This window comes from Peristeroidobacter agariperforans (genome assembly GCF_004138335.1).
GTDB lineage: Bacteria > Pseudomonadota > Gammaproteobacteria > Steroidobacterales > Steroidobacteraceae > Steroidobacter > Steroidobacter agariperforans.
This window is the reverse complement of record NZ_RYFW01000002.1, coordinates 570304-590005: the sequence shown is the minus strand read 5'-3', so window position 1 is coordinate 590005 and position 19702 is coordinate 570304. Positions and strand designations below refer to the sequence as shown.

At 63.3% G+C, this 19702-nt stretch carries 19 protein-coding genes; 1 reads left to right on the top strand and 18 read right to left on the bottom strand.

Going from position 1 to position 19702, the window contains the following annotated elements; translation table 11 throughout:
- Window positions 1-111: 111 nt before the first annotated feature.
- Window positions 112-852, top strand: a complete 741-nt coding sequence (locus EK373_RS16520; protein WP_129644829.1) for a helix-turn-helix domain-containing protein — start codon at window positions 112-114, stop codon at window positions 850-852.
- A gap of 1 nt (window position 853) precedes the next feature.
- On the opposite strand, the gene EK373_RS16515 is transcribed toward EK373_RS16520, so the two are convergent.
- The 18 genes from EK373_RS16515 to flgJ all read right to left on the bottom strand — a co-directional run bounded on the left by EK373_RS16515 (window position 854) and on the right by flgJ (window position 19694).
- Window positions 854-1744, bottom strand: coding sequence for a flagellar hook-length control protein FliK (locus tag EK373_RS16515; RefSeq protein WP_157994392.1), 891 nt, complete (start codon window positions 1742-1744; stop codon window positions 854-856).
- A gap of 35 nt (window positions 1745-1779) precedes the next feature.
- Window positions 1780-2217, bottom strand: coding sequence for a flagellar export protein FliJ (fliJ, locus tag EK373_RS16510; RefSeq protein ID WP_129644825.1), 438 nt, complete (start codon window positions 2215-2217; stop codon window positions 1780-1782).
- Window positions 2218-2222: 5 nt separating this feature from the next.
- Complete coding sequence (gene fliI, locus EK373_RS16505; RefSeq protein ID WP_129644823.1) at window positions 2223-3620, bottom strand: flagellar protein export ATPase FliI; 1398 nt, start codon at window positions 3618-3620, stop codon at window positions 2223-2225.
- The gene (locus tag EK373_RS16500; RefSeq protein ID WP_129644821.1) at window positions 3617-4330 is read right to left on the bottom strand and encodes a flagellar assembly protein FliH; all 714 of its coding nucleotides are present in this window, start codon (window positions 4328-4330) and stop codon (window positions 3617-3619) included. Before EK373_RS16500 ends, fliI begins: the two co-directional genes overlap by 4 nt.
- A complete protein-coding gene (fliG, locus tag EK373_RS16495; RefSeq protein WP_129644819.1) occupies window positions 4327-5343 on the bottom strand; it encodes a flagellar motor switch protein FliG in 1017 nt (338 codons plus the stop codon). Before fliG ends, EK373_RS16500 begins: the two co-directional genes overlap by 4 nt.
- On the bottom strand, window positions 5336-7084 hold the full coding sequence (gene fliF / locus EK373_RS16490) for a flagellar basal-body MS-ring/collar protein FliF (RefSeq protein WP_129644817.1): 1749 nt from the start codon (window positions 7082-7084) through the stop codon (window positions 5336-5338). The genes fliG and fliF overlap by 8 nt, the downstream gene beginning before the upstream one ends.
- Before the next feature lie 58 nt (window positions 7085-7142).
- On the bottom strand, window positions 7143-7508 hold the full coding sequence (gene fliE / locus EK373_RS16485; RefSeq protein WP_129644815.1) for a flagellar hook-basal body complex protein FliE: 366 nt from the start codon (window positions 7506-7508) through the stop codon (window positions 7143-7145).
- Between the two features lie 20 nt (window positions 7509-7528).
- Window positions 7529-8668, bottom strand: a complete 1140-nt coding sequence (locus tag EK373_RS16480) for a sigma-54 interaction domain-containing protein (protein ID WP_269813688.1) — start codon at window positions 8666-8668, stop codon at window positions 7529-7531.
- 189 nt (window positions 8669-8857) lie between these two features.
- A complete protein-coding gene (locus EK373_RS16475; protein ID WP_198683385.1) occupies window positions 8858-10366 on the bottom strand; it encodes a sigma-54 interaction domain-containing protein in 1509 nt (502 codons plus the stop codon).
- A 324-nt stretch (window positions 10367-10690) separates the two neighbouring features.
- Window positions 10691-11257 (bottom strand): PilZ domain-containing protein, encoded by a 567-nt coding sequence (locus tag EK373_RS16470; RefSeq protein ID WP_129644813.1) that lies wholly within the window; start codon window positions 11255-11257, stop codon window positions 10691-10693.
- 5 nt (window positions 11258-11262) lie between these two features.
- A complete protein-coding gene (locus EK373_RS16465; RefSeq protein WP_129644811.1) occupies window positions 11263-11607 on the bottom strand; it encodes a hypothetical protein in 345 nt (114 codons plus the stop codon).
- Window positions 11604-12008, bottom strand: a complete 405-nt coding sequence (gene fliS / locus EK373_RS16460) for a flagellar export chaperone FliS (RefSeq protein WP_129644809.1) — start codon at window positions 12006-12008, stop codon at window positions 11604-11606. The genes EK373_RS16465 and fliS overlap by 4 nt, the downstream gene beginning before the upstream one ends.
- Window positions 12009-12098: 90 nt before the next feature.
- Window positions 12099-13475, bottom strand: coding sequence for a flagellar filament capping protein FliD (fliD, locus tag EK373_RS16455; protein ID WP_129644807.1), 1377 nt, complete (start codon window positions 13473-13475; stop codon window positions 12099-12101).
- 18 nt (window positions 13476-13493) lie between these two features.
- Window positions 13494-13871, bottom strand: coding sequence for a flagellar protein FlaG (locus EK373_RS16450; protein ID WP_157994391.1), 378 nt, complete (start codon window positions 13869-13871; stop codon window positions 13494-13496).
- A gap of 22 nt (window positions 13872-13893) precedes the next feature.
- Window positions 13894-15318: a flagellin N-terminal helical domain-containing protein gene (locus EK373_RS34020; protein WP_129644803.1), complete on the bottom strand. Its 1425-nt coding sequence runs from the start codon at window positions 15316-15318 to the stop codon at window positions 13894-13896.
- A 236-nt stretch (window positions 15319-15554) separates the two neighbouring features.
- The gene (gene flgL / locus EK373_RS16440; RefSeq protein ID WP_157994390.1) at window positions 15555-16757 is read right to left on the bottom strand and encodes a flagellar hook-associated protein FlgL; all 1203 of its coding nucleotides are present in this window, start codon (window positions 16755-16757) and stop codon (window positions 15555-15557) included.
- 79 nt (window positions 16758-16836) lie between these two features.
- Entirely contained in the window at window positions 16837-18729 is a 1893-nt protein-coding gene (gene flgK, locus EK373_RS16435; RefSeq protein ID WP_129644799.1) for a flagellar hook-associated protein FlgK, read from the bottom strand.
- 35 nt (window positions 18730-18764) lie between these two features.
- Window positions 18765-19694, bottom strand: coding sequence for a flagellar assembly peptidoglycan hydrolase FlgJ (flgJ, locus tag EK373_RS16430; protein ID WP_129644797.1), 930 nt, complete (start codon window positions 19692-19694; stop codon window positions 18765-18767).
- Between the last annotated feature and the right edge of the window lie 8 nt (window positions 19695-19702).

The window sequence follows — 19702 nt, the reverse complement described above, 5'->3', positions numbered from 1 at the left end:
AGGTCGGTCAGGCGAGCCTGCCGGCCCCTCCCCAGAATTCGCAACCGGCCTTGCAGAAGTTGCGAAATCCAATACTCTGGGACTCATCCGACCAGACTGGGACCGCATCCAATGAGCGAGTGCGCGCAGATCGTTGCCGTGTTGAAGCGCAGCCTGAAGGCGCGAGGCACGACCTATCGAGACCTGGCGGCAACCGTCGGCCTGAGCGAAGCCTCGATCAAACGCATTTTCGCCGAGGAGACCTTCTCGCTCGCGCGGCTCGAGCAGATCTGCACGGCGTTGGGACTGAGCATCGTGGAAGTCGCCAGAATGGCGGCTCAACAAACCACTGCCGGCGGACAACAGCTCACGATCGAGCAGGAAGAAACGCTAGCCTCCGATTCACGCCTGCTCGCCTGCTTTCATCTGCTGCTCAATGGACACGAGCCGCCGGCGATCGCGAGCGAGCTCGACCTGCCGGAGCGCGAACTGCGTCGTCTGCTGGTCAAGCTCGACGCAGCGAAGCTGATCGAGCTGCAGCCCAAGCTGAAAGTCCGGCTGCGCACTTCGAATGTGATCTCCTGGCGCAGCAACGGGCCGGTGCGACGGCTATATGAGCAACAGGTGAAGACAGAATTCCTGCAGGCCGATTTCACCGGCCGCCACGAGTCGATCAGTTTTGCCTCGGCCGAGTTGTCCGAAGCGTCGGCAAAGATCCTGACGCGCAAGGCCGAGATGCTCGCGCGAGATTTCGCTGAGCTCGCCGCGCTCGATGCCGGGTTGCCCGATAAGGACAAGCGCAGTATGGGATTACTGCTTGCCTTGCGACCGTGGGTATTTTCTATGTACGACGGGCTGCGAAAGAAAGGATGAGCTAGGCGTACGCGTCGAGCAGTCCCAGACGAACCTGAGCGGCTGCCACCGCAGTCGAACCGTCCTCGCTGCCGAAGCCGGACGAAGAAGAAGAAGAAGATTGCGGCGTCGGATTCTGCTGCTGACGGGGCGGCTCGCGAGACACGTTGGCATCGGCCAGCGACAAACCTTGCGACGCGAACATTTCACGCAAGCGTGGCAGCGCGTTTTCGATGGCGTTGCGGGTATCGACGTGCGCGGCGCCGAACTGCACCGACGCCTGGTCGCCATTCATGGTGATGCGAACTTCGAGCGGGCCGAGATGTTCGGGCGACAAACGCAGCGACGCCGTGTGCTTGCCCTGCTCCACCATCATGGTCATCCGCGAGCCGATTTCGTCAGCCCACTGCGAACTGCCGACAGGAACATTGACGGGGCGAGCGTGTGCCGATTCGGCCTGGCGCAACGGCGACACGCTGTCGTTCTCCGGCAGTTGCGGAATCTCGAACTTTCCCTGCGCCGAAGCCTGTTCCGGCTGAATCAAGTCGCTGAGCAACTGCGCTTCCGGAGCGACCGCATCTTTACCCTTTGTCATGCCCGCTGCAGCTACACCAAGCAGCGTCGCCGCCTGCGCATTGCCATCAGCCTTAACTTCCGTCGGCATCACAGGCAACGACATCGGCATCATGCCGAGCATGTCGGCGGACTCGGCATCGCCGTCCAGCTCTTCGGTGTCTTCAGTTGCGGGCAGGGCCGGAGCCGTTTGCATGGCCGTCGAAGCGGGTGTCGGCGCGACCGCGCCGGCAAGCTGACCGAGCATCGACATGAAATCCACCGACACGCCGGACGGCGCAGTCGACGACGAAGTGGCTGGAGCAGCGGCGCCGGGCGTGGCAGTGCTGGCGACTGACATGGGAGTACCTGCGGAAGGAACAGTGGGCGTCATGATCAGGGTCTGGGAATCTTTCGCTGGGCGCGCTCATCGCTTTCGCGCTGCTCGCGTCGTTCGGTCACATGGCGCTCTTCGGCCTGCCAGCGCTCGACCACATGGCCCAGCGCTTTTGAACGTTTCAAGGCTTCCTGCCACTTTACGCGCTCGGCTTCATGCTCGGCACGGGCGCGGTTCACAAGCGTCTGCTGCTGCTTGATGGCCTCAGCCAATCTTGCGAGAAAGGCTTGATAGTCCCGCATTTCCATCACGCCGATGCCGCCTGCAGCGCGCTGTTGAAAGCCGTGCTCGTACTCGGCCTTGTAGCGGACCAGCTCTTCGAGCTTCTTCTCGCCGTCCAGCAGGCGCTTTTCGAACGCAGCAACGCTCATCGCGAGACGCTTCTGCGCCTCGTCGACGATGTGCTGAACGGGCTCGAGTCGTTTCGCTCGCTTCATCTGGATCAACCGCCCACCAGCGCCTGCAACTGCGCCAGGCTGGTGCGGTAGTCGACCGACTCGTGGACGTTCTGCTGCAGAAACTTCTGCATGGCCGGCCACGCGGCGATGGCGGCGTCGATGCGTGGATCGCTGCCCTTGTTATATGCACCGATCGCGATCAGGTCCCGGTTCTGCTGGAACGTCGACAACGCCTGCTTGAACTGACGCGCCATCGTCGAGTGTTCGTGCGGCACGATCTCGTGCATCACGCGGCTGATGGACGCTTCGATGTCGATGGCGGGATAGTGACCGGCTTCGGCGTAACGACGCGTCAGCACGATGTGACCGTCGAGAATCGCGCGTGCCGAGTCAGCAATGGGGTCCTGCTGATCGTCACCTTCGCTCAACACTGTGTAGAACGCCGTGATCGAACCCGAGCCGCTGTCGCCATTGCCTGCGCGCTCGACGAGCTGCGGCAGCTTGGCGAACACCGACGGTGGATAACCTTTGGTCGCCGGAGCTTCACCGATGGCGAGACCGATCTCACGTTGCGCCTGGGCGAAACGAGTCAGCGAGTCCATGATCAGCAGCACGTTCTTGCCTTGATCGCGGAAGTATTCGGCGATGGCAGTCGCGCGCCACGCGCCGTGCAAGCGCATCAGCGGCGTATTGTCCGCCGGCGAGGCAACGACGATCGAGCGAGCCAGGCCTTCAGGGCCCAGAATGCGCTCGACGAATTCCTTCACTTCGCGACCACGCTCGCCGATCAGACCGACGACGATCACATCTGCGGTCGTGTAGCGAGCCATCATGCCGAGTAGCACGCTTTTACCGACGCCGGAGCCTGCAAACAAACCGATACGCTGCCCCCGACCCACTGTGAGCAACGTGTTGATGGCGCGCACGCCGACATCGAGCGGTTCCTCGATCGGCTTGCGCATCAGCGGATTGATCGGCGCACCGACCATGCGAATACGATCTTCGCAGTTCAGCGGCCCGAGGCCATCGAGCGCATTGCCTGCGCCGTCGATGATGCGACCCATGAGCTGCGGACCGACAATCGCCGTGCCCGCGCCGGTGCGAGGGACAACACGTGCATTCGGCTTGAGACCATGAATGTCGCCGGTGGGCATGAGATACAAACGATCGCCCGAGAAGCCGACAACCTCGGCTTCGACGCTGTGACCGTTCGTTCCCAACACGTCGCAACGATCGCCGATCGCAGCCTGGCAGCCAGCGGCTTCGAGCGTAAGACCGATCATGCGTGTGAGCACGCCCTCAACCGGCGGCGGCTCCAATCGATCGACGAGCCTAGATGCACGCTGGAGCTGCTTGGCCCAGTTCGCGCCGCGCTTGAGTTGCAAGCCCTGCGATCCCGGAAGCGCGCCGAAAGCAATCCCAGTGGAGGCCGGATTGCTCATGCCGCACCCGTGCCCGAGCCGTTGCCATCGAACATGTCCGCCGACGTGCCAGCTTCAGCGGGTTGTTCTTCGCCACCGCGAATCGCCGTTACGCGCTCATCGCCCAACAGCGCGCTGATGACGCTGCCAATGCGCGTATCCAAACGTGCGTCGATGTGCGCAGTCTCCGTGGTCACGCGACACCCGCCTCGTCCCATGACGGGATCCTCGGCGATCGTCCAGGCGCGCTCGCCAACTGGGGCAGCGAGTTTTTCACGAACGACAGCGGCGTCTTCGGGATGCAAATGAACGCGTACATCGCGCGCTGACGCAGGCAATAGCGCCACGGTCTCTCGAATGATCGCGATCACCTGACTCGGATCGATGCGCAACTCACGACGCACCAGATGACGGCCGATCGTCAGCGCGAGCTGCAACAGCTGATCCTCGACTTCCGGATCGAGCTCATCGAGCGGACGCGCCAATGAGTTGATGATGGTGTCGAGCCGCTGCACGCGCGCCTGCAGCTGTTCGATTTGCGGACGCATCTCGCGCTCGGCCGCAGCCAGGCCCTGGGCACGACCTTCCGCTTGGCCCTTGGCAAACGCTTCTTCGTACGTACGCTGCTCGAGATCTTCCAGCTCCTGCACGGTCTTGCCGGGGCGACGCCCCTGCACGGCCGCCTGCATGCTGCTGATGCTCGGCAATTCGTAGCGCGACGGATTCGTCATACGAACTCTTCACCCTTGCCGCCGAGCTGGATGGTGCCAGCCTCGGCCATCTTGCGAACCTGCAGCAGGATCTCTTTCTGCGCGGCTTCCACTTCGGACAGGCGCACCGGACCGCGCGACTCGAGATCGTCCTTGAGCATTTCAGCCGCACGCTGCGACATGTTCTTGAAGATCTTCGCCTTGAGCTCGTCGTCCGCGCCTTTCATGGCGAGCAGCAGCTTCTCGCCCGGCACGGCGCGCAGCACTTCCTGCATGCCGCGATCGTCGATTTCGACCAGGTCGCCGAACACGAACATCAGATCCTGGATCTTGCCGCCGAGCGTGTCGTCCACCTTGCGGATGTTCTCGATCAGCACGCTCTCCTGGCTCGAATCCAGGAAGTTCATGATCTGCGCCGCGGTTTTGATGCCGCCGATGATGGAGGTCTTGAGCGCGCCGGTCTTGCCGGCGAACTGCTTCTCGATCACTTCGTCGAGCTCGTGCAGCGCGGTGGGCTGAATGCCATCCAGCGTCGCGATGCGCATGATCACGTCGGCGCGCAGCCAATCCGGGAACTGCGACAGGATCTCCGCCGACTGATCGGCGTCGAGATACGCGAGCACGATGGAAATGATCTGCGGATGTTCCTGACGGATCAGCTCGGCAACGGCGCGCGCGTCCATCCACTTGAGCGCTTCCAAACCCTTGCTGGAGCGGCCGAACAGAATGCGATCGATCACGCCGCCGGCTTTGTCCTCGCCGAGCGCACCGATCAGCACCTTGCGCAGATAATCGTCGACGCCAATGCCCAGTGCGGTTTTCTCCTCGAGCTCGCTGGTGAACTCGGAGAGCACGTTCTGAACTTCGGCGCGCGAGATGTTCTGCAGCTGAGTCATGGCGGCGCCGATACGTTGCACGTCCTTGGCGCCCATGTGCTTCATGATTTCCGTCGCTTCGGCCTCGCCGAGCGACAGCAACAGGATGGCTGCACGCTCGGTGCCATTCCGCTTGCTCTCTGCCTTTTCCTTACTCATCGTCGCCGACCCACGTCTTCACCAACTGCGCCACACGCGCCGGATCCTGCGTCACCAGAGCGCGGGCTGCCGCGATCTGACCGTCATAATCGAGCGGCGCCGCGACGCTGCCATCCGCTGCGGCCGCAAGCGCGGGGCCGGCCACGGCGGCCATCGACATTGGCGTCACCTGTTGAATCTGACCCTGTTTGCCATCCTTGTCCTTACCCTTCTTGTCCGCCTTCGGCGGCACGCCGAGCAGGCTGCGAAGCATCGGGCGCAGCACGCTGAACACCAGCACCAGCAACGCAATCAAGCCCACCAGCAGCTTCGCCACGTCACGCATCAGCGGCTGTTCCCACAGAGGAATCTTGTCCGCCACGATGTCCTCCGGCTTGGTCTCGCCGCGGAACGATTGATTCACGACGCTGACACTGTCGCCACGCTGCTCGTTGAAGCCGATCGCGTCCTTCACCAGCTTCGTCATGTTCTCGAGCTGCTCCGGCGAGAGCGCCGTTTCGGTCACTTTGCCGTCTTCGGCAGTCGAGCGCAGGTTGTCCACCAACACCGCTACGGTGAGGCGTTTCAAACGGCCCGCCGGCAACTTGGTGTACGCGACCGTGCGATCGATTTCGTAGTTGCGAGTCTGCTGCTTGGACGTGTTGTCCGGCGGCGCGACACCAGCGGCGCCGTTCGCATTCGCGGGCGCGCCGTTGGCGGGAGCCGGCGTGGCGTTCGCACCCGGCGGCAGCGCGGTGCCCGGCTGCGGCGGCTGATTCGTCAACGCACCCGGCACGCCCTGCGGACCGGATCCGTTGCGGCTGGTTTCTTCGGCCAGCTGCTCGCTGCGAACGATCTGGCTGTCGGGACGATACTGCTCACGAGCTTCTTCGGTCGTCGACATTTCGACATCGGCAACGACCTGTGCACGGACGCGATCGGTGCCGACCAGCGGCGTCAGCAACTGTTGGACCCGCTGCGTGTAACGATCTTCGAGCTCGCGCGCGATTTCCATCTGCTTCTCGCGCTCGGCTACTTCGGTATTGGTCCCTTCGGGCGACGACAACAAACGGCCCTGCTGATCGACGACCGTGACCTGCTGCGACTCGAGCTCAGGAATGCTGGACGCGACCAGGTTGACGATCGCTGTGACCTGCTCGGATTCGAGACGACGGCCGGGCTTCATCTGCAGGAACACCGAGGCGCTCGGTTTGCGACGATCGCGAACGAAAGCAGACTGACGCGGCAATGCGAGGTGCACACGCGCACCCTCGACGGCCTGCAAGTTGGTGATCGTGCGAGCCAGCTCCGTTTCCAACGCGTGCTGATAACGCGCGCCTTCCATGAACTGACTGACGCCGAAGCCCGGGTCCTTCGACATGACGGAGAAACCGCCATCGCCTTCGGGCAAGCCCTGGCCGGCGAGTTTCAAGCGAGCGTCGTGCACGCGATCGGCGGGCACGGTGATGGCGCCGGTGCCTTCGAGCTTATAGGGAATGCCGTTTGTATCGAGCGCCTGCGCGATCTGCGCGGCGTCCTGCTGGCCGAGGTTGCCGTACAACAGGCTGTAGGTCGGCTCTTTCGACCACAACACGATGCCAACGCCGGCAGCCACCGCGGCCGCGATGCCGATGAGCAACGCGAGCGGCTTGAGGCCGGGCGGAATGAGCGTCGGACGCGGCGGCTGCGCCGGCATCGACGATTCCGGCATACCCGCCATCTGCTGCGCAGGCGACGGCAATGCTGCTGCTTCAGCGCTCATCCTTCACCCCGAACGATTCCATCGAAACCCATAATCATTGGTTACCAGTCGCTCGCCATTAAATCGGCATGTTCATGATTTCCTGATACGCACTCACGAAGCGATTGCGCACTTCGGTGACCGCGCGGAAGGAAACACTGGCCTTCTGCATTTCCAACATCACTTGCGGCAGCTCGATGCCGGGCACGCCCTGCTCGAACTTGGTCGCCAGGTCCGAGGCGCGAGCCTGGGTCTGGCTGACCGAATCCAGTCCTTGTTTCAACACATTCGCGAACGAGCTGGTCGGCGCTTGCACCGCGCTTTCCACACCCGCCACTTTGGCGACATCGTTCTGCGGAGCGCCGACGCCGCCGCCGACACCCTTGATCTGCGACTGCATGGCGCGGATCTGCGAGAGCACGGCGTCGATCTGTAATGAAGACATGTGCGTTTACTCCAGCCAGATCAGGCAGCAGGAACCACGAAGCCCGCTTCACGCAGGCGCTGCAATTTGTAACGCAGCGTGCGCGGGCTGATGCCCAGGCGCTTGGCGGCGGCCTGGCGATTGCCGTTGTCCGAACGCAAGGCGTCCAGAATCAAGTCGCGCTCGGCGCTGGACAGCGAGTCGGACAAGCCGCCCTCCGCGGTGCCGTTCCTGCGCGATATTTCTTGAGCGGCCGGACGCTGAGGCGCGGCCACGAAATCACGAACCGTCTGGCTAGCTGCGGCCAGGGCAGCCGGCAGCGCATCCAGACCTTCGATCTCGAGATGGATGTGCTCCGGCTGGATCACCGAGCTGTTGGCGAGAATCAGTGCACGCTGCATGACGTTGTCCAGCTCGCGGACATTGCCCGGCCAGGGATACAGCAACAACATGTGAGCGGCATCGGCGCTCAGTGCCGGAATCCGTTCGCCAGCGCGGCAGCGAGCCGTCAACAAACGCATCGCGAGCGGCAACACGTCATCGCGACGCTCACGCAGCGGCGAGGTCTGCAGAGGAAACACATTCAAACGATAGTAGAGGTCTTCACGAAACCGACCGGCGGCGACTTCGGCGCGCAGGTTGCGGTTCGTGGTCGCGAGCACGCGCACGTCCAGAGCAATGGACGAACGACCGCCGAGGCGCTCCACTTCACGTTCCTGCAGAACGCGCAGCAGCTTGGCCTGCAAGCCCAGCGGCATCTCGGTCACTTCATCCAGCAGCAGCGTGCCGCCTTGCGCCTGCTCGAACTTGCCGGCGTGGCTGGCGTGCGCGCCCGTGAACGAGCCTTTCTCGTAGCCGAACAGAATGGCTTCGAGCATGTTTTCCGGAATCGCCGCGCAGTTCACCGCCACGAAGGCTTTGCTGGCGCGAGGCGAATGACGATGGATGAAACGCGCCAGCACTTCCTTGCCGGTGCCCGATTCGCCAGCAATGAGCACCGTGCAGTCGCTGGCCGCGACGCGACGCGCGAGGTCCGCCAGGCGCCGCGACGTGTCGGCGATCGCGACCATGTCATCCGATGACGAGAGCGCCGCGCGTGACTCCACCGTCTCTACGGCGTCGTCATTGACGGCCGGCTCGGTGCTCACGTCGTCGAACTCTGTTTGTGACACTGCGCTCATTCGTACGGATCTCTGGTTGCCACCCCAAAGGGAGCAAGTTCTGTTCCAGTGCCGCAGCGGAGAGGTTTTGCCGGTGAATCCTGTGGAGCCCATCACACCGGCAAAGGTTTGCCGCGGCAATCGCGGCCATCGAAGTCAGGGTTGTGCTGAGGGAGGCGTTCAGGGCGAGCGGGACGCGCGCCGCGTCCGTCAAAGTTCCGACGCGGCCGCCTCGTTGAGCATGTGGAATTTGCGGAGCTTCTCGACCAGCGTAGTACGACGCAGTTTGAGCAGGCGGGCCGCATGAGCGACGGTGCCGCCGGCGCGGCTCAGCGCCTGCTGGATGAGATCGCGCTCGATGGTAAACAGGTGATCGCGCAGATCGATGCCCTCCGGCGGCAGCTGCACGACCGCGGATTCGGCCGGCTCACTGGCGAGCATGGACATGACTTCACGGTCTTCATCCATTGCTTCTTCGGCTTCCAGCTCGGACTCCAGCGTCTCGACCGGCAATTGCAGGTCGGCGCTGAGATCCAGCTCGGCCAGCAGATCCGCCGGACGGTACTTCAGCGGCAGATCGGCCACGTCGACCAGGCGGTTCGGACACAGGATCGAAAGACGCTCGATCAGATTACCCAGCTCGCGCACATTGCCGGGCCACGGATAGTGGCTCAGCACTTTCAGTGCCCGCGCGGTCAGTTCTACACGGCTGCGCCCTTCGGCGACGTTGCGCTCGGAGAAGTCCCGCACCAGCATCGTCAGATCTTCGATGCGAGTCCGGAGCGCCGGCATTTCGATGGGGAACACGTTCAACCGATAGAACAAGTCCTCGCGGAACGTACCCTTCGCAATCGACTCCTCGAGATTGCGGTGAGTCGCGGCGATGATGCGGACGTTGCAGCGGATCGGCGTGTGATTGCCGACGCGCTCGAATACCCGCTCCTGCAGGACCCGCAACAGTTTCACTTGCATGGGCAGGCTCATGTCGCCGATCTCGTCGAGGAACAACGTGCCGCCCTCGGCGATCTCGAAGCGACCCTTGCGGGCCGCAATGGCGCCGGTGAAGGAGCCCTTCTCGTGCCCGAACAGTTCGCTCTCCAGCAGCTCTGCGGGGATGGCGCCGCAGTTGATGGCGACGAACGGACGTTGGCGACGCGGGCTCGCCTCATGGACGGCACGAGCAGCGAGCTCCTTACCGGTGCCCGACTCGCCCAGGATCAGCACGCTGGAGTCATGAGCGGCGACCTGGCGGATGAGACGGGTGACATCGCGAATCGCGGCCGAGCTGCCGGTGGGCATGGCAACCTCGCCCACCTCGACCTGTGTAGCTTGTGCAGGCATGCGCAACGCGGTGCCGAGCACCGTGGGCTTGAACGGAAATGTGAGACGGCGCACACGCGGCGCGCCCACATGGGCGATCAATTGATCGGCGACCGTCGACGAGCCGTAGGCCACTACCGGGATGTCGCTCAGTTGTTCGCGCAAGGCGGCGCCCAGCTCGACCCAGTCGCAGTCGGCGACATCGCCGACCAGCAGCGCAGGCGGATTGTTCGGAGTCTGGATCACGGCGCGCATCAACGCGCAGTGATCGATCAACAGCGGTTCGAGACTCAGTTCACGTAAAACTTCCGCGACTTTTTCTGCCCGTCCAGGATCGCTGTCGTACACGACGGCTTGCTGGATGGTCAGGCTTCTCGCCTGGGTGTCGTTCAACTTCATTCCTACGCCTCGCGCTCAAGCGCGTCAGTCTTTGTATGCCTGACAGGCATTCTGTGCCTGGGAAGGAATGGCTCTATCAGGCTAACCCTGAACGCCTTGCGTGCGTGAACTGCTGCCAGAAATTTGGCGCGCGGCTCAGGGGAGAGCTGAGTAAAGCACGGTGCAGACCGCAAGAAAATGCGCACTGGCGCGCACTTTCATCGCGGCTAAGCAGTACCGGAACTGCGTCGAACAATTGGCGCGCGCAAATCGGGTGCGAAGCGCATCACACTCGTTGCCTGCGACAACACTTGCAGACTCAACAGGCGCGCAGCCTGGTTCGTGTTACTTCTTCGGTTGGCGCACGCCGGCGACCTGCCGGCGATGCTTGCGAAACGCGAGCTTCTCGAGCAGGTCCGAAATGTTCTCGCCGGGCGGCACGAAGCGCACCTTGACCTTACCGTCAGGGCTTACCGAAGCAATGCGCCCGAACAGGCGCAACGGATCGGCGACGCAATCCCGCAGATAGACCTCGAGCACGCCCTGGTTGCCCAGCGGCGGGAACGGCGATGATCCTTGGAACACTCCGCCGAGCGCGTTGAAGCGCACCGCTGCGGGCTTGGGACGCGGACGGCTGGCGATGAGCAGCGCGCCGACCATGTCCAGCAGCAGGTTCATTTTCATTTCCAGCCGCATGATGTCCGCGGCGTGGGGCGCGTTCTCATCGGGCTTCTCGATCTGGCCGTGCTCGTCGAGCGCCGCGACCGCCTGCAGCACGCGCAGGTTGCGGTCGGCGAAGCTGCCGACGATGGCAGGATCGAAGGGCTCGGGCAGCGGCCTCCAGGCGACCGGCAGCACGTCCTCGTAGGCGAGCTCTTCGTACAGAATGACCGTGTCTAATCCTTCATACATAGCAGCTATCTGCTCTGTCTGAGCAGCTCCATCATGCTGTCCACCGCAGCCGAGTCGGGCGTGTCGACCACGCCGTTCGCGACCGTTCCTTGTGTCTGTGCCGTTGTGTCGAAATGACTCAATACGTTCGCCGGAGCGATCTTCGCCACGGCCGCGTCGGATTCCGCCATCGCCTGCTGGAGCGCGCCCAGCCACTGACGATCCTGCGGCGACGCGGACGCCGACAGGTTGTTGAGCAGCTCACGGCGCTCCTGCACCGTCTTCGGCACGTCCTGCCATTGGCCAGTCATGGCCTGCTGGACGAGCTTGTGGGTGGCGGCCAGTACGCCGTCGGCAATGATCGAGCTCATCTGCTGCGGCCCTCCGGAGCAATCGCCAGCCAGGCGCTGCGGATCTCGTGCAGCAGCGTGCTGACTTCGTCGAGCATCTCCACCTTGTTTTCGGTGGTGGCGAGCAGCAGGCGGCGGCACATGTAATCGTACAGCTCGGCGAGGTTGGCGGCGATCTGTCCGCCATTGCGCAAATCGAGACTATTGCGCAGCTCACCGATGATAGACATGGCGCGATTGATCAGCCGAGCCTTCTCGGCGGTCTCGTTCCGCTGCATGCAGCCACGCGCGGTGGCGATGCGCTCGATCGCGCCATCCAGCAACATCACGATCAGGCGATGCGGGTCCGAAGCCGCCACCCCACCGTGCGCAGCTGCGCTCTGATAGGCGGCGAGATTCGACGATTTTGCGTAACCCAGCATGCTCAAATGCTCCATCAATCCTTGAAGTGGATAACGGCGTCCTGGCTCGTTACTTGAGGCGCCGAACCTCAGTCTTGCAACGCTTTAAGTTCAATCGCGCGACCAGCTCGGCAGCGAATCGATCTGCTGCGAGAGGTACGCGGAGGTCGCCGACAAGCTCGACAGCAGCGTATCCAGCCGAGTGAACTGCTTCAGATACGTCTGCTGCACGATCTGCATGCGGATGTCGATATCGTCCTTCTTCTTCGTCAGCGCGCGCTGCTCGGCCTGCAGGGTCTTGTTACGCGTATCGATGGCCGCGCCGTCGGCCAGGCGATCTTCGATCTGGCCGTACAATTTCGCGGCCACGCCGGTCTCGGGCGTGCCGAACAAGCGCGCCACGCCGTCGAAGTTGCTGGCCAGCGCGGCATCCAGCTTGGCGTCATCGATGGACAACGTGCCATCCTTCGCCGAAGAAGTGATGCCGATGGATGCGAGTGTCTGCACAGCCGAGCCCGCCTCGGTCACCGGAGTCGACAGCGTGCGCCGGAGCTCGGCATCGATGCCGGACAAAATCGAATCGCCCAGCATCGGACCGCCGGTCCCGCTCGCCGAGTCATAGCCGCCGAGGCGCGTCATCATGCTGCGCAGTGAGTTGTAAGCGGTCACGAAGGACTTGATCTTGTCCTTCGCCTTGGTCTCGTCGTAGCCCACGGAGACACTGACGGTCGTGCCGTCCGCGGCCGACTCCAGGTTCAACGTCACGCCGTCGATCACGCCCGTCAAAGAGTTGGTCGCACTGGTCGTCGCATAACCCGCGACATTCACCAACGCGTCCTGGGCCGGGCGCAGCTCGGTGTAGTTCGCCTGGTTGGTGGTCGTGTACTCGAGCGCCGAGAGCGTGCCCGTCTGCGTCACTTGAATCGCATTGGCGGCGCCCGTCTTGGTCGATGTGAGCACCAGGTGCGCACCGTCGGCGGCATTGATGATCGAGGCGCTGACGCCCGGATTGTTGGTGGCCGAATTGATGGCGTTGCGAATGTCGGCGAGCGTGTTGGCCGGGTCGGCGACGCCGACGCTGAAACTGGTGCCGCCGAGCGCTATCGTGAGCGTGCCCGAGCCCACCACCGTGGTCGCGCCGCCGGCGAACCCCGTCGATGATATCTGTTGCGCAGTCGCGAGCCGCTCGACTTCAACATCGTAGCTGCCCGGCGCGGCATTGGCGGATGCGGTGGCGGTCACGATGTCTTCATTGGTGCTCGTCGTGGAGCGGCCGCTGAAGACGTTCGTGGTTTTCAAACCGTTCAACGCAGACTGGAACGTGGACAGCGCGCCCAGCAAGGCGCTGGTCGCGGAGATCTGCAAAGTGTTCTTGGAAACAGCACGCGCCAGCTGATCGTCCAGCGGTTTACGCTCGGCGGCGACCAGCTGGGACACCAGCGTGTTCACGTCGATCGTCGAGCCGCCTACCACACCTGACGTTGCCATTGTTTGTTCCTTGTTTCGTTACACGATCTGATCGATCAGACCGGTGTGGGCCGTGCCGCCCAGATTCTGCGCCAGGCGCAGCACTTCTTCCGAGGGGATCTGACGAATGGTGTCGCCCGTCGTGCGGTCCTTGACCGTGACCACCGTGCGACCGCTGTGCTCGTCGATCCGAAATTCCAGATAACGATTCATGCTCTGCATGAATGTTTCCAACTGCTGAGCCGCGCGCTTCACGTGTTCGGCGGAAGGCTCGGCAGCCACGCTGGCCGATTGAACAGCCGGCTGTTGAGCCTGCGTCGCTTCGGCAGCCGTGGTCGGCTGCGGAAATGACGGCGAGCGGGGAGATCTTGCGATCTCCCCGCCCGCTTCGACCTGACTTGCGTCAAGCCTGCTCATCATTCACTCCATCGAGTGCTCATTAGCCGCGGAGCAGCGAGAGCACGTTCTGCGGAGCCGAGTTCGCCTGCGCGACCATCGCCGTACCCGCCTGCTGCAGGATCTGGGCCTTGGTCATGGCGGCCGTTTCAGACGCGAAGTCCGCGTCCTGAATTCGGCTGCGCGAAGCAGTCAAGTTCTCGGCAGTGGTCTGCAGCGAGGCAACGACCGACTGGAAGCGGTTCTGAGTCGCACCGAGCGAAGCGCGGGCGCCGCTGATCTGGCCGAGGGCGGCGTCGATCGAGGCCAGCGCGTTGCGCGCGTTGTCAGAGGTCGTCACGTCGATGGCGCTGATGGCCGTGCCGGTCTGCGCGATGGTGTTCGCAGCAGTGCCCAGGCCCGTCACCGCGGTGCCGCCGAAAGTGATCGACGTAACGTCGTTCGGAGCAACGTAGCTCACGTCGAACGTCGCAGTCGTGGTGGTCAAACCACCCAGGCCGTAGGTGGCCAGGGTCGCGCCCGTGGCGCCGCCAGCGGCGAAGCCAGCGACCGCGATGTTGCGACCGTCAGCAGCCGTCAGCTCGAGGCCGGCACCCGTGTCCACCGCCGTCACGCCAGTGGCAGCCGACTGCGCGTTGATCGCGGTCACCGCATTGGCAACGTTGGAAGCAGAGCTGGCCGAGCCGGCGATCGTGATCTGGATGCCGTTGATGGTCAGAGTCGAGTTACCGCTCGCCGAAGCAGCGGCGCCGACCGTACCCGTAGCGACCGTCGCGTCGGCATGGGCCGTCAAGCCCTGGATGCCCTGCGAGTTGATCGCGTTGACCAGCGCCTTGGTGTCCGACAGCGTAGCGCCGCCGGCAACCGTCACTGCGCCAGCGCCGGTGTCCACGGAGAACGTGCCGCCGGAGGTCAGAGCCTGGTTGTTCGCCTGGAAGCCGTTGAACGCACCGAGCGCGCTCGAGCGGGCATTGGCGATCGCCGACACGGTGATCTGGTCGGTGGCGGTCGCGTTGGCGCCGACCTGGAAGGTCTGAGCCTGGAACGAACCGTCGAGCAGCTTCACGCCGTTGAAGGCAGAAGCCTGGGCAACGCGGTCGATTTCTTCGGCGAGCTGCTGCACTTCGGCGTTCAAGGCAGCGCGGTCAGAGGCGCTGTTCGACGCGTTGGCAGACTGCACGGCGAGTTCGCGCATACGCTGCAGGTTGTTGCCGATCTGGGCGAGGTCGCCTTCGGCCGTCTGGGCGAGAGAGATACCGTCGTTCGCGTTACGAGCAGCGACCGTGAGGCCGTTGATCTGCGAAGTCAGTCGCTCGGAAATGGCGAGACCGGCGGCGTCGTCTTTCGCGCTGTTGATGCGCAGACCGGAAGACAGGCGCTGCAGGGAGGTCGCCAACTGGTTGGCGGATGTCGACAGGTTACGCTGAGCGTTCAGCGACATCACGTTCGTGTTGATAACAAGTGCCATGAATCTAACTCCTGGTGATTACTTCGCCGCAGGACCCCTGTCCTTCGGCTTGCTCTCAGCACTTACGGCGTGATGTGCGCCGGACTGCTGTTCGAGTCCTGTATCGGTGCGACCCGGGGGAACTTGAGTGGGGTTTCCCCCAGCGATACAAACTGAGGACTCGGTCACGGACAGTGGCTTTACAGTGGCAGCGAAAGGGTTAAAAAGCCTACGCAGCACCCGTCTGTGGCCATCCATCAACGCAGATAGTTGAAGAGCGACAGATTCGAGATCTTGCTATAGGACAGCTGTGCGGCCTGCAGGCCCACCAGCTGTTGATTCATTTTTGTGAGCGCCTGCGCATAGTCCAGGTCGCGCAGATCTGATAAGGCGCTGGCCGTATCGATATCCATCGCTTCGCGCGAGGCGTCCGCCGAGTCCAGCGCCGACAGCCGCGTGCCCACTTGAGCACGCACGCCGAGGAAATGATCGGTCGCTTGATCCAGCTGCTGGAGCGAGCCCGAGAGCGTCGAGGTCAGCTTGGCGTTCGCTGTGGCATTGCCGGCGGGCTGCCTGAGCAGGTCGACGACCTGGCCGATCGTGTCGAACACGCTTTCGTTGCGGCTGCGATTCACCGTGAAGGTATCGCCGGTTGCCGGCGCGCCCGTGACCGTCACGCTCACGCCGTTGAATGTAATTGCGCTGCCGGCGGTGTACGTGCCGGTCTGCACGACGTTCGCCGGAGTGGCGCCGTCGGTGATCTCATAAGCGGTCGGAGACGTGAACGTGATGGTGTAATCGTCCGGCACCCAGCTCGCCCGATCGACCACCGAGCCCACGTCGATGTGGCCCGAGCCGGTGTTGCTCATATTCACGGCGGTCGAGAACGTGCCATTGCCTTCGGGAATGTCCACGAACACTTCATAGCCGTTGTGACTATCGGCGATGCGCTGCGTGCTGGAAATCTGCAGCTGCCGCGCGCCCTGATCGCCCATGTAATTGATCGGCGTCCCCTCGCCGCCCGTGAACGGCTGCGTGCGCGTCGAATAGCCGGAAAACAGATATTCGCCATTGCCGTCCTGACGATTGGCGATATCCTGGATCTCATCCAGGCGCTGCGCCAGCTCGTTCGCGATCGACTCGCGGTCCGCGTCGCTCAGCGTGGCAGTGTTGCCGGCCGACACCACCAGCTCGCGCACCCGGCCCATGGCGCTGCTCATGTCGACGAACGCCTGTTCTTCCAGACTCAAACGGTTCTTCGCGAGCGTGCTGTTCTTCGCGAACTGCTCCGACTCGGACTGCGAGCGCTGCAGCTCCTGGATGTGCACGTAGGCGATCGGGTCGTCGGCCGGCGTGCTGACGCGCAAGCCGAGCGCCATCTGGTTCTGCAGCTTCGCGAGCCCGGACTGCTGCGTCATCATCGCGCTCAGCGAGCCCATCGAAAAACCAAGAGTGGACATTCGCATACTCAGACCTCTTCTCAAGCAGCCATCCCTGGAACGTTAGCCAGCCGTTACATCCGTGTACCGGCCTCCGGGCTCACCCGCCGGTCGCCTGGAGCACGGACTGAAAGCAGGTGTCCGCAACCCGGATCATTTGCGAGATGGCCATATAAGCCTGCTGATAGCGCAGCAGATTGGCCGCTTCTTCATCGAGGTTCACGCCGGAGACCGACTGCATGGCGTCCTGCGCTTCCTCGGAGACCACCTTCTGAGCCGCCGCCGTCACCTGCGCCTGATTGGTCTTGACGCCGATGTCGCCGACGAACTGACCGATGCCCTGCGACAGCGAGGTCTGGCCATTGTTCATCACCGGCTCGTTCATGAGCCCGGCAAGCAGCAGCATGTTGCGGTTGTCGCCCGTGCCGTTGCTGTTGTCCCGGACAGTGAACGAATCGCCCGCTGCCGGCGTGCCATTGATCTCGACGCGCCAGCCATTGGCGTCGATGTCGGCGCCCGGCGTGTACGTGTACACGGTCGGATCGCCGCTGATCTGATAGGTCGTCGCGCTGGTGAAAGTAATCGTCGTCGCGGTACGCAAGTTCGGGTTGGTGGGATTCAACACCTCGCCCGCGCTGATCGTGGCATTGCCTTGGTTGCCCGCCGTTGCCTGGGCAACGATGGGCGCGGCGGCCGCGATCTCGTTCGGATCGGTGATCAACACCCGCATCCCGCTGACCGCGCCCGTCGTCGGCATGATCTTCAAGCTGTCGCCTACGCCGGCCGCGCCGCTGACGACAATCGAGAGACCATCGGCGACGAACGGATCGCCCGCGGTGCCCGTGCCCGTCATTGGCACGACGGCGCCGGTATCTGCGCGACGCAGGCTCCAGCCTCCCGCCGTGTTCGTGAGAATGTAATCGGAGTTCGTCAGCGCGCCGGCGTCGGTGCGCGTGACCGTCGCTCCGGCAGTGCCGGTGTTGTTGGCATGCGAGCGAACCACGACATCGCCGACGGCGAAGAAGTCGCCGCCCAGGTCGCCGTTGAGATCCATGCCGGCGTTGTGCTGGTCGTTCATCACATCGCTCAGCGCGACGCTGAGTTTGCCGATCGTGTTGCGCGCCGGATCGAGCATTTCAGTGCGGAAGTTGAGCAGGCCGCCGAGGCTGCCGCCCGCGATCGAGCCGGTGATATCGATGGTGCCGACGCTCGACTGCACGGCCAGGCGCTTGCGCGTCGGATCGTACGGATCGCTGGTCGCCACCACTTTCGCCGGATCGCCGCCGACCACCAGCGGCTGGCCGTTGCCGATGAACACGTTCAACTGATTGCCGTCGGTCTTGACGACGTTGACGTTCACATGAGTCGAGAGCTCATCGATCAGCTTGTCGCGCTGATCGAGCAGATCGTTCGGCGCCTGGCCGGACTGCGCATAGCCACTGGAGATTTGCTTGTTCAGATCCGCGATGCCACGCGCCAGCGAGGTGATGGTATCGGCTTCGGCGCTGATTGAAGCATTCACCTGGCTGTCGAGGCTCTTCAGGCTGGAGTCATAGCCCTTCAACCGGTCTACCAGCGTCTGCGCCTGGCTCAACATGGTCTGGCGGGCGGCACTCGAGTTCGGCGAGTCCGCGACCGCCTGCAGTGCGTTCACGAACTTCTGCATCGAGGCGCTCAGACCGGTGGTCGAGTCGCCGAACAGATTGCTGACGCGTGCCGCCTGAGTCGCGTACGTGTTCGACTGGTTATAAGCACTCGACGCGCTGCGCGCCTGACTGGACAGGAAATTGTCGTAAGCGCGATTGACGGTGGTTACGTCCGCGCCGCTGCCGACCCAGTTGCCGCCGAGGAACTGCGGCGTACGAGTCTGGAAGTCCGGCAACTGCCGGCTGTAGCCCGGCGTATTGGCGTTGGTGATGTTATGGCTGGTCACGTCCAGCGCCCGCTGGAACGCGAGCAAGCCGGAAATGCTGGTGTTCAAAAGGTCGGCCATGACTTCACCGGAAAAGCGCTTGCGGGCTCATCAGATCAAAACCGACGCAGTCCGCCGCTACCGCCGTTTGTCGGCGACGTTGAGGCGAACTTTAGCGAGGCGTCCGATGAGTTGGTTAGGGCGCGGACTTCGTCGGCCACTGCGACGATCTTCTGCGCGTAGTTCGGATCGGTGGCATAGCCACCTTCCTGCAACGCCGAGGCGAAGGTGGCCACATCACCACCCGCGCCTCGAGCGTTTTCATACCGAGGGTTGTTGCCGATCAGCCGGGCATAATCGTTGAAGCTGTCGGCCGGCGAGTCGTAAGCGCGGAAACGCTCGACTTTGCGCACGGCGACGCCCTCTTCGAATTCCAGCGTCGGCACATTCGCGGTCGCGCCTTGCCAGCCCGAACCCGCCTTGATGCCAAACAAATTGAAGCTCGAGCCGTTCGAGTGGTTGGGCACTGCACGCCCCCAACCCGTTTCCAGCGCGGCCTGAGCGACGAGCGTACTCGGATCGACGCCGAGCGTCTGACCGGCACGCTGCGCGTGCGGCCACATCATCTTCACGAAGTCTTCTTTCGACATCGCCAGCGGCTGATGATCGGACGAAACATTCTGTGTGGCCGCGGGGAACTCGGCCTGCCCGGCGGCCGCCGCTTCCGCACCCTTGACCATGCCCGACTGCGCCAGCTGACGCACGAGCACATCGGCCAGGCCCAGGCCCTTGCCCTTCGACAACTCCAGCGAGATCTGGTCGTCGAACATGTCCTGGTAGAAGTCGCTTTGCGAACTGGAGAACATCGAACCTTCGCTGAAGCTACGATTCGCATCGCGCATGCTCTTCAGCATCATCTGCGTGAACAGGCTCTCGAACTGCTTCGCAGCTTCTTGCAGCGTCGCCACGTCCTGTTTCGAGGTCGCGTCATTGCGCAACGACGCCAGGGCGGCGAAGTCGAACGAGGCATTGATGGGCGCGGTCATGCTGGGGC